The organism is Pedobacter sp. ASV28, assembly GCF_016428855.1.
In the GTDB taxonomy this organism is placed as follows: Bacteria; Bacteroidota; Bacteroidia; order Sphingobacteriales; family Sphingobacteriaceae; genus Pedobacter.
Genome location: NZ_JAELTN010000017.1, coordinates 74,916 through 84,840, shown reverse-complemented (window position 1 = coordinate 84,840; position 9,925 = coordinate 74,916). Strand labels below are relative to the sequence as shown.

At 38.2% G+C, this 9,925-nt stretch carries 7 protein-coding genes; 4 read left to right on the top strand and 3 right to left on the bottom strand.

Annotated features, from left to right (window positions below; all coding sequences use genetic code 11):
* The coding region (locus JHD79_RS08520) for a pectinesterase family protein (protein WP_199118801.1) at window positions 1–3,873 on the top strand (3,873 nt) is incomplete at its 5' end.
* Window positions 3,874–4,121: 248 nt separating this feature from the next.
* Here the strand turns inward: JHD79_RS08520 and lipA are convergent.
* On the bottom strand, window positions 4,122–5,015 hold the full coding sequence (gene lipA, locus JHD79_RS08515) for a lipoyl synthase (protein ID WP_199118800.1): 894 nt from the start codon (window positions 5,013–5,015) through the stop codon (window positions 4,122–4,124).
* Between the two features lie 259 nt (window positions 5,016–5,274).
* On the opposite strand from lipA, the gene JHD79_RS08510 reads away from it, so the two are divergent.
* From JHD79_RS08510 to JHD79_RS08500, 3 genes are read left to right on the top strand one after another with little or no spacing between them, the layout of a single operon-like run.
* On the top strand, window positions 5,275–5,985 hold the full coding sequence (locus JHD79_RS08510; protein WP_199118799.1) for a thioredoxin domain-containing protein: 711 nt from the start codon (window positions 5,275–5,277) through the stop codon (window positions 5,983–5,985).
* 2 nt (window positions 5,986–5,987) lie between these two features.
* Window positions 5,988–6,551, top strand: a complete 564-nt coding sequence (locus JHD79_RS08505; RefSeq protein WP_199118798.1) for a YeeE/YedE family protein — start codon at window positions 5,988–5,990, stop codon at window positions 6,549–6,551.
* A gap of 10 nt (window positions 6,552–6,561) precedes the next feature.
* Entirely contained in the window at window positions 6,562–7,050 is a 489-nt protein-coding gene (locus JHD79_RS08500) for a DUF6691 family protein (RefSeq protein WP_199118797.1), read from the top strand.
* 1 nt (window position 7,051) lies between these two features.
* On the opposite strand, the gene JHD79_RS08495 is transcribed toward JHD79_RS08500, so the two are convergent.
* Entirely contained in the window at window positions 7,052–9,154 is a 2,103-nt protein-coding gene (locus tag JHD79_RS08495) for a tetratricopeptide repeat-containing sensor histidine kinase (protein ID WP_199118796.1), read from the bottom strand.
* A 338-nt stretch (window positions 9,155–9,492) separates the two neighbouring features.
* A complete protein-coding gene (locus tag JHD79_RS08490) occupies window positions 9,493–9,924 on the bottom strand; it encodes a GNAT family N-acetyltransferase (protein ID WP_199118795.1) in 432 nt (143 codons plus the stop codon).
* Window position 9,925: the final 1 nt, after the last annotated feature.

Here is a 9,925-nt window from a genome sequence, read left to right as displayed (position 1 = left end):
TCGGAGATGTGTATAAGAGACAGCAATACAAGAGAAAATAAAGGTTTTTTATTTAGGAATTGCGACATTATAGCCAACAGGGGCGTTACCAAATATGTATTGGGCAGGCCATGGCAAAATGATGCTGCCACTGCAGAATCAAAATCTACCTCGGCTACTATTTTTATCAATACCAAAATGAGCAATGTAGTAAAACCGGAAGGATGGGCTGTTTGGGATGCTGGTACGGATGTGAGTAGGATCATTTATGCAGAATACAATTCGATGGATATGAATGGAAACCTATTGGATGTGTCTTCCCGTGTTGCTTGGTCTAATCAGCTGCGTAGCGTAGATGCCGCAGAATATTTAGATAATAACATCGTATTCAAGGATAGAAATGATAATATTTGGGACCCCTATGCTGTTTTTCTGGATGGAAATACAGTCCCTGCCAATAGATTGGCCATCTCTAACTTTAAGTATATTAAGTCTGGTACAGAATTAACCTTTACCTGGAACCTGAACTGGCCCGAAAATAATGTCGTCTACAAATTGTACAGAATTGCAGATGGTGGCAGCCCCGTGTTGGTGAATGAACAAACCATCAACGGTAATAATGTAAATATTTCTCACGCTCCTGTAACAGGTAGGGAAGTCGTACCGCCGTCTATGTCTACTTATGAATATTATGTAGAAGCTACTTCGACAAATGGCACGATACGATCGGAAAGCATTTCAATTTCAGCAGTACCTGTAATTAACCTTACAGGAACTTTACAAGCTTTTAAGCAAGGGATCGACAAACCTTCCTCTTCTCAAATATTAACAATTAATGGAGAATATTTATTGGGAAATGTGACCATTACTCCGCCGGTAAATTTCGAGGTGAGCGTGGATAATGGTGTAAATTGGAGCAATGCATCTAGTCCCTTAATCATGAGTGCGCCGAATGGTCTACTAACTTCAAAAACCATTTTGGTGAGATTGAATGCAGCTGCTGCAGGAACCTATGCCGGAAATTTAACCATTGTTTCAGGTACGGGAGCCCATAATAAAAGTATAGCCGTAACAGGAGAAACTTACAGTCATCCCTTGGTGAACAGCAAAACCATAGCAAGTCTTTCGCTGGCCCAAAATTCGAATGCCACCTACCTTAAAGATGGCCTAGAGACCGCAACATTAAATTTAAATACCTACGTATTGTCTGAAAAGGTATCTGGCACAAATATTTCTTATTCTACTGTTTCGGGTATTCAGTTTGCTCCAAATTCACTTGGCGGCGGTTGGGGCGCTAACGAAATTAAGAACATGACCGATAAGACTAAGTATATAGAGCTCACTCTAAAGGCGGCTTCGGCTTATGAGGCGAGGGTCGATTCATTGTTGTTTAACCTAGCTGTTTTTCAAACGACAGGAAATTTTGCGGTTGAATATTCTACGGATAATTTTCAAACCAGTACGCTATTGCAAAGCGGCCTGTTAAATGGTACTCCAGAGACGCCCATTACCTACGGAAGTTTTACCAATGGAGCATTTGTGCTGGCTAATCAGAATACTGGAAATAAAAGATACGCTTTTGCCTTAAATGGAGCCAATGGCGTACAGGTGGCTACTGGCAAAGAGTTAAAGGTAAGGATGTATTTTAGAACGGGAAGCTCATCTAATGATAGATATGCCACTTTAAAAAATATTGATTTTAAAGGAAGTGTTGTAAAAGCTGCTGTGAATGGCGATTATATCACGGTAAAAAGTGGCAACTGGGACGATGTAAGCGTTTGGAAAAAATATGACGGAACAACATGGAATACAGTAAGTGCCTATCCTGTCTATAATTCTGGAGGGACATCAATCATTGACAATGGACATGTTATATTGCTGCCAACTATTACCAACGGGTCTGGATATGTAAATAATTTTACGGTAAGAGAAGGGGGAAAGCTAACTATTCCTTCAACTTCTACGGTGAAATTTGCAACCCAATCACCTAATTTCGTGGTTGAGGGAGAATTGGTAAATGATGGAAGCATTTCAAATAATGGTATTTTCAATCTTACTGTAAAAGGCACTTTTACAAATAATAGTGGTAGTTTGCTTAAAATTGATGTTGCTGGTAGCCAGCTAATTATAGGCGAAGATGGTGTTTTTGATAATATTGGAACTATTCAAGCCACAAATAGCACCATTCAAGTTGGCAATAAAGGTACATTAATTAATAAAGGTGCTGTGACTAATGGTGCATCAGGAAGTATCATAGTGCAGTTGGGAGCTACATTTACAAATAAATCATCGGTGGGCTATACCAATGTAAATCTATATGGTACATATGAACATGCTGCAAATTCTAGTACCATGCCGGCAATCATTAATTTTCAAGATGGTTCAACTTTCTTAATTTCTGGTATTACAACTTCTCAGACAGGAATATTAAAAAATACCCTAAGTTATTATAATGTAACTTGGAACAATACGGGCCAAACAAATTATTATGCATTTCAGGGAAATTTGGTAGAGAATATACGTGGGAAGTTTACGGTTAATAGTACTGGTTCTACTTACTTAGCTTTATTAAATACCAGCGGTACAATTGGCATGGGCAGTTATGAGCAAAATGGTGGTAGAGTGGTGGTAAGGGAAAATGGTACGGTGAATGCAGCAATTAATGTTTCTGGTGATTTTATAGTTAATGCGGGCACATTCGAATCTAATTCGGCAGCATCGGTTAAAATAAATCTAAAAGGGGCAAACAGTAAATACAAGTATACTGATGCCACAAATACCCTAACTGCATTGGATATTGATGTTGCGGGTAATTATGAACTGCAATCGGCCTTAACGGTAAGAAACCTAAGTATTGCTGAAGGCAAACTCAGCTTGGGTACAAATAATTTGACAGCTACAAATATCACCAGAACCGGAAGTGGTTATGTGGTAACCAACGGAGCAGGAAGCTTAACTTATAAGAACGTAGGAAGTTCGGTCTCCTTGTTTCCTATAGGTACAGCTAGTAGCTATACCCCGCTTTCTATTTCAAATACTGGAACGGTAAGCGACTTTATCGTAAAGGTTAAAACAGGATTTGATAATGTACTTCCATCAAATACTACAAAATCGGTAAATCTGCAATGGGATGTTGCCCCTGCAGTTAATGGGGCAAAAGCAAATATTGTTTTTCAATGGAATACAACAGATCAAAATTCAGGTTTTGATATTGGATATCCAATTATAGTAGCGAACTATCATAATAATGCCTATGTAGGTTATCCCACTGCTATTAGTGGTTCGAATCCATATAGTGTTTCCATTACAGCGATTGAACAATTTAGCCCATTTGTAATTATAAATGATGGGGTATTACCTCTAAAACTGCTGTCTTTTACCGGAAAGCTGAAGCAGGCTGTAGCACCTTCGGTATTATTAAATTGGCAAACGGCCGAAGAAGAAAATGTTTCCCATTTTGAAATAGAAAGAGCTGGAAGTGAGCTGAATTTCACTAAAATAGGTTTGAAATCTGCTTTGAATAGCTCGGGTACAAATAATTATTTATACGAAGATACGCGTCCGCTAAATGGAGTGAACTATTACCGTTTAATTATGATAGATAAAGATGGAAGAAGAGAAGAAGGAAAGTATATCGCCGTAAATAATAATACTGTTGCCATTTCAGTTTACCCGAATCCAACCGAGCGTATCATCAATATAGCTCATCCTGCAATACAGCATTCGGGATGGATAACGATTTATAACCTTCAAGGGAAAAAAGAAGTAATAGTGTCCATAGCCAAGGGGCAAAATTTAACCCAGGTAGATTTGTCGGCAGTGGTCAAGGGTGTCTACTTCATAAGGATAGAGACAGATGGACAAAAACAGGAAATGAAAATAATAAAGAAATAGATGAATAATAAAAAACTTATTGGAGAAATGGCAGATAGAGCGTAAAGTAACCAATAATATATGCTTTCGGAGGGGTGCTTTTTTGGTTTGAGGTGCCCCGAAAGAAAGCATAGCTGCAAATGCCAAAAATTAATGATTAGTTTAACACCGCTATCCAAAAGATAGTGGTGTTTGCTTTTAATGCCCTGATTCATTAATTCACCGCAGGTCCAAGCTGCTTTAAGTGAATAAACGCAACGATGAAAAAATTAAGCGATACCTTCTATCTCAAATAAATGTTTTTCGGCATGATAGGATGACCGTACCAAGGGTCCGCTCTCTACATACTTTAGGCCTTTGGCCAGACCTACTTCTTTGTATTTGGCAAATTGGTCAGGATGTATCCAGTCTATAACAGGGTGATGTGCTTTAGTGGGTTGTAGGTATTGTCCTAAAGTAAGGATATGTACGCCGTTGGCTACCAGATCATCCATGGCTTCAAATACATCTTCTTCGGTTTCGCCAAGGCCCAGCATAATGCCTGTTTTGGTACGTAGGCCAAAGTCAGAAATCCTTTTTAAACACGCTAGACTTCTGTCGTATTTAGCTTGGATACGTACTTGACGGGTTAAACGTTTTACCGTTTCCATATTATGTGAAACTACTTCAGGTCGTTCTTCTAAAACGCGGTATAAATTATCCCATTGCCCTTTGAAGTCTGGAATTAGCGTTTCTAAGGTAGTTATTGGACTTTCCCTTCTAATGGCCTGCAGGGTTTCTGCCCAGATAATGGAACCACCATCTTTTAGGTCATCCCTATCTACAGAAGTAATCACGCAATGTTTTACCCCCATTAATTTTACCGAATTAGCTACACGATTGGGTTCGTCTGTATCAACGGCTAGAGGTCTTCCGGTAGCAACCGCACAAAAGGAACATGAACGGGTACAGATGTTGCCCAAGATCATGAAGGTGGCAGTTCCTGCGCCCCAGCATTCGCCCATATTCGGACAGTTGCCACTTTCGCAAATGGTGTGTAGCTTATGTGTGTCTACCAAACTTCTAACCTGTGCATACTCCTTACCAACAGGTAATTTAACCCTTAGCCAATCGGGTTTACGTGCTTTTTCAGTTACGGCTGCGACAACGGGAAGTTCAATCATAATACAAAGTTAAGCAATCTTCGTTAATTGTTATAAGATTGATATGTTGTAAAGATGTAATGTTTCGTGCTTTGTGCTTAGGCTTTTAGGAAAAAAACTAAAATCTAGTGTCAAAAAACAATATGACAACAACAAATTTTATAGGTCAAAGTAAAGCGTTTCGCTAACTTTGCTTAAAGTTTATGATGTTGCTGCCTCATAATGTATCTTGGCAAAGCTATAATCGCATTAATAAGTGCATTGGTCAATAAAAAAATAAATGAACAAAAGGATAATCATGCAGTTTCTGGCTATTTTAATAAATAGCTATGTTCAAGGACAAACAAAACCTGAACCGACTAAACTTTCGGTGACCGAATTCTCCGAAAAGATAAATACTACAAAAACTGGTGTAGTTGTGGATGTAAGAACGCCCGCAGAATTTGAAAAGGGCCATGTAAAAGATGCCATTAACATAAATTGGAATGGGCAAGATTTTCAGGAGCAAATGGCCAAATTGGATAAATCGAAACCTGTATTTGTATATTGTTTAAGTGGCGGACGTAGTGTGGCGGCAGCTGGGGAAATGAGGAAAATGGGCTTTGGGCAAGTGTTTGAAATGTCTGGGGGCATGATGCAATGGAGAGAGAAAAATCTTCCGGAAACAAAAATGGCTTCTGTAACTAAGGGGATGAGCCTGAGGGAATATGAAGAACTTTTAAACTCCGATAAGTTGGTACTGGTTGATTTTTATGCCGACTGGTGTGTTCCTTGTCGTGAAATGAAGCCCTATCTGGAGAAAATTAGTGTAGAACTGGCAGATCAGGTAAAATTGGTTCGCATAAATGTAGATGAAAATGTAGCGTTGTGTAAGACTTTAAAGATCGTTGCTTTACCTGTACTAAAATTATATAAAAAGAAGGAACTCATATGGGAAAATATGGGTTTAATTAGTGAAAAAAAGGTAAGAAAACAATTGAAAAATAATTAGAAATGCTGGAATTCATCAAACAACCCTGGCCATGGTATGTGGCAGGACCCTTAATTGGGCTAACTGTGCCTGCACTTTTAATTCTCGGTAATAAATCATTTGGCATCAGTTCATCATTGAGACATATTTGTGCAGCCTGTATACCATCGAATATTCCATTTTTCAAATATGATTGGAAAAGGGAAATTTGGAATCTATTTTTTGTTTTCGGGATATTTTTGGGCGGAGCAATAGCGATCAATTTTTTAGCTAACCCCAACCCAATGGTGATAAACCCGAAGTTAGTGGCTGAACTTGCCAAATATGGCATGACGAACTATCATAATTTGGTGCCCGAAGATATTATGAATTGGTCATCATTATTTACCTTAAAAGGCATATTGATAATGGTGGGTGGAGGTTTTTTGGTAGGCTTTGGTACCCGTTATGCAGGTGGCTGTACCAGTGGACATGCCATCATGGGCTTATCTACCTTGCAATGGCCATCTTTGGTGGCAACGATCTGTTTCATGGTGGGAGGTTTTGCCATGGCAAATTTGATCTTACCTTATATCCTTTCACTTTAAAATAGAGAAAATGCAGAAAAATATAGATTTCGAAGTGAGTTCTCTAGATAAGATAGGCGTGAAGGAAAGTGGTTTGGCACCCCAGTGGTACCATTATTTAAAATATACTATTGTTGGTTTGTTGTTTGGGGTCATATTTGTGAAGGCGGAAGTGGTAAGTTGGTTTCGTATACAGGAAATGTTTCGTCTACAATCTTTTCATATGTATGGAATAATAGGTAGTGCCATTGCGGTAGGGATGATTTCCGTTTGGTTGATCAAACGATTTGATATTAGGACTATTGATGGAGAGAAAATAGTATTCTATCCCAAACAATTTAATAAAGGACAAGTTTATGGCGGCCTGCTTTTCGGTTTTGGTTGGGCCATAACAGGGGCTTGCCCTGGTCCGCTATTTGCACAAATAGGAACTGGAGCTACCGTTATTGTGGTTACCCTTTTGAGCGCTATTGCCGGCACTTGGGTATATGGCAAACTTAGGGATAAGTTGCCACACTAGCTTAAACTAAACTTTTGGCTGGAAGTGTAATGTAAAAGATGGTACCGCTATCTAAGTGGCTATATATATGTATGTTTCCATTATTCTGAAGGATCATATCCTTACACAGAATAAGACCAATTTGATAACCTTTTTCGCCAGAGGTTCCAGTACTCATGGTGTTTGCTAAATTGAAAAGGTTTTCTTTGTCCCCATCATCAATTCCGGGTCCAGTATCCCTAATGGAAAGCACTACCATATCGTTTTCTAATTTTGCGTCAAAAAACACTTGATCTTCTGGTCTACAGAATTTTATGGCATTTGAAAGCAGGTTTCTGACCACTACATTGATCATGTCTGGATCAGCAAAAACCGTTATTTCTGGATGGATGCTGTTGTTAACCTTAAGTGACTTCAGTTTAATTTGGGAATCCATTAATTTGATGTTATCATCTACAGTTTGATGTATCTGAAAAAGCGTAGGATTGACCATTATACCATCGAGCTGATTTTTAGACCATTCTAATAAGTTATCTAAAAAATCTGCGGTAGTGTATATCGTATCTTCTAGTTTGGTTAATAGTTCGCTTAGTTCTTGTTCATTTAAGGTACCTTTTCTGTATAGCCCCAACAGCATTTTTAAATTATTCAATGGTGCCCTTATATCGTGGGAAACGATGGAGAAAAACTTGTTTTTTACTTTGTTTAGCTTTTCCAGTTCTATGTTCTGTGCCGAAACAATATCCATTTGCATGGTCAATTCTTCATTTAATGCCCCAAGCTCCTCGTTAACTTCGGCAATTTCTTTTTTCTGTTTTTGCAATAGGGCATTGGCTGTATTCTTTTCGGAGTTCTTTTTGTAGTAGAGTACCAAAAGAATAGCCACCGCCACCAATAGGAAAGTAATGATTGAAATGGTAATGATATAATCGCTGATTTTGGCATTTATGGTTTTGTTCCGTTTTTCTAGGTTTTTGTTATCGTAATTAATTCTGCGTAGATCATTTAAGATAACCTCTTTTTTGGTTTTTGAATTGTTAATGCTATCGTTTATGGCCATATATTCAGATTGATGGCGCAAGGCATCGGCATATTTTTTCTGTGCTTTATTTACCTCTACAAGGTATTCAAGCGCCTGTACTACTAATCCCTTGGAGTTGGATTCTTTAGCCTTGGCCAAACCTAATTTTGCAGCTTTCTCAGCATTTTTATAATCTTTTAGTTGGACATGGGCATAAGAAACTGACATGAGTACAATAGCTTCTTGATAGATATTTTTTAATGCCCTATTGTGTTTTAGCGCAATTTCAAGATGCTCTAATGCCTTATGGTATTTTTTGGTGTTGTTCATGACCAGGCCAATGCCCCAATGGCTTAAGGCAATGCCATTTAAGTCACCGATTTTTTCTCTAATGGCTAAACTTTTTTGATAATATTCGAGCGATTTTTTTTGATCGCCGATCTTTCTGTTTGAACTACCTAATGAAAAAAGAGCAGTGGCCAGACCTGCTTGATCATTAGGCGTTTCTTTAACACTTTCCAATACCTGTCGGAAATAAATATCTGCTGTTTTATATTCGCCCAGATCAAAATAGAGAGAACCCAAATTCATAATACATTGGTTAATACCCTTTTTAAAATTGAGTTTCCGATAGATTTTTAAGGACTCTTCGTAATTTTTGACGGATTCTTTTTTACGGTCAAATCTATCGTAAATAAAGCCAATGTTTACGTAACTACGAGCTATGCCCTTTGTGTAATTACTGGCCTTCGATTTTTCCTGGCCTAACCTAAAGTAATAAAGGGCACTATCTAAATTGCTTCTAACGGCATAAGAGATGCCCATATCTAAATAGGCATTGGCAACGGAAGAGTCTATGCCATTTTTTTCTGCCAATAACCTATATTGGTTTGCATAATAAAATTTTTTTATGGGATCAACCGAAGTATAGGCCGCAGATAATTTCCTCATGACCTTGATCTGGGTCGTATCTGGATCATTTTTATGGAGTTGATTAAGTAGTTCGTCTACCTTGGTAGTTTGGGCCGAGGCCGTAATGCCGGAAAAAAATAGAACAAAGCAGAAAAATAAACGACTTTTTAGTCGTTTTATTACAAGTGGCATACTATTAAGTGTTTAGTCTGTGGTTTAGGTGTCTAGAGACAACAGCTAAATATAGGGATTATTTTTTTGCAAGTGAATGGATTATAAGCTGGTATCTGCTATGAAGATCACATTCTTGCCCAAGGTTTTAAAACGAAGCCTATTATCATGTGTTACGATAAGGGTCATATGCCCTGTTTTGCTAAAATGGATATCACTAATCTGGCAAGAAATACCTTTAATAGCCTTACATTTAACGCCATTTTTAAATGAAGCATTTTGGATATTTTTGAACGGTTTCCCTAAATTTACAGTGATTGATGATGCCAAGCATAGCAGAGGGAAAAGTTAAAGTGGGACTATAGATCTAATTCAAAAATTTTTTGCTCTTTATTGCATTGAAAACCAAGGTGATGATAGAATTTATGGGTTTCGGTTCGTAGTACATTACAGCGTATCAACATTTTGGAAATGTTCAAGTTGGCACTCCATTGCTTGCTGGTCTCTATTAAATTTCTTCCGATATGCAGGCCTCTTGCTTGTTCATCTACCACTAGACCTGCAACCTCTACAAATAAAGGGCTTTCTACCCTTAGGCCAACCAGGCAATGCAACCAACCTACAATTTTTTGATCTACTCTGGCCACAAAAATGGCATGGTCATCTTGTTTAATGATCTCGCTTAGTCTTGAAGACAGGGTATCGACATTATTTTCATACCCAAGCTGTCCAGATAAATTTAGAATTTGGTTTAGGTCATCCCCTTTAAGTTGGTCAAGCTTGCTGATCATA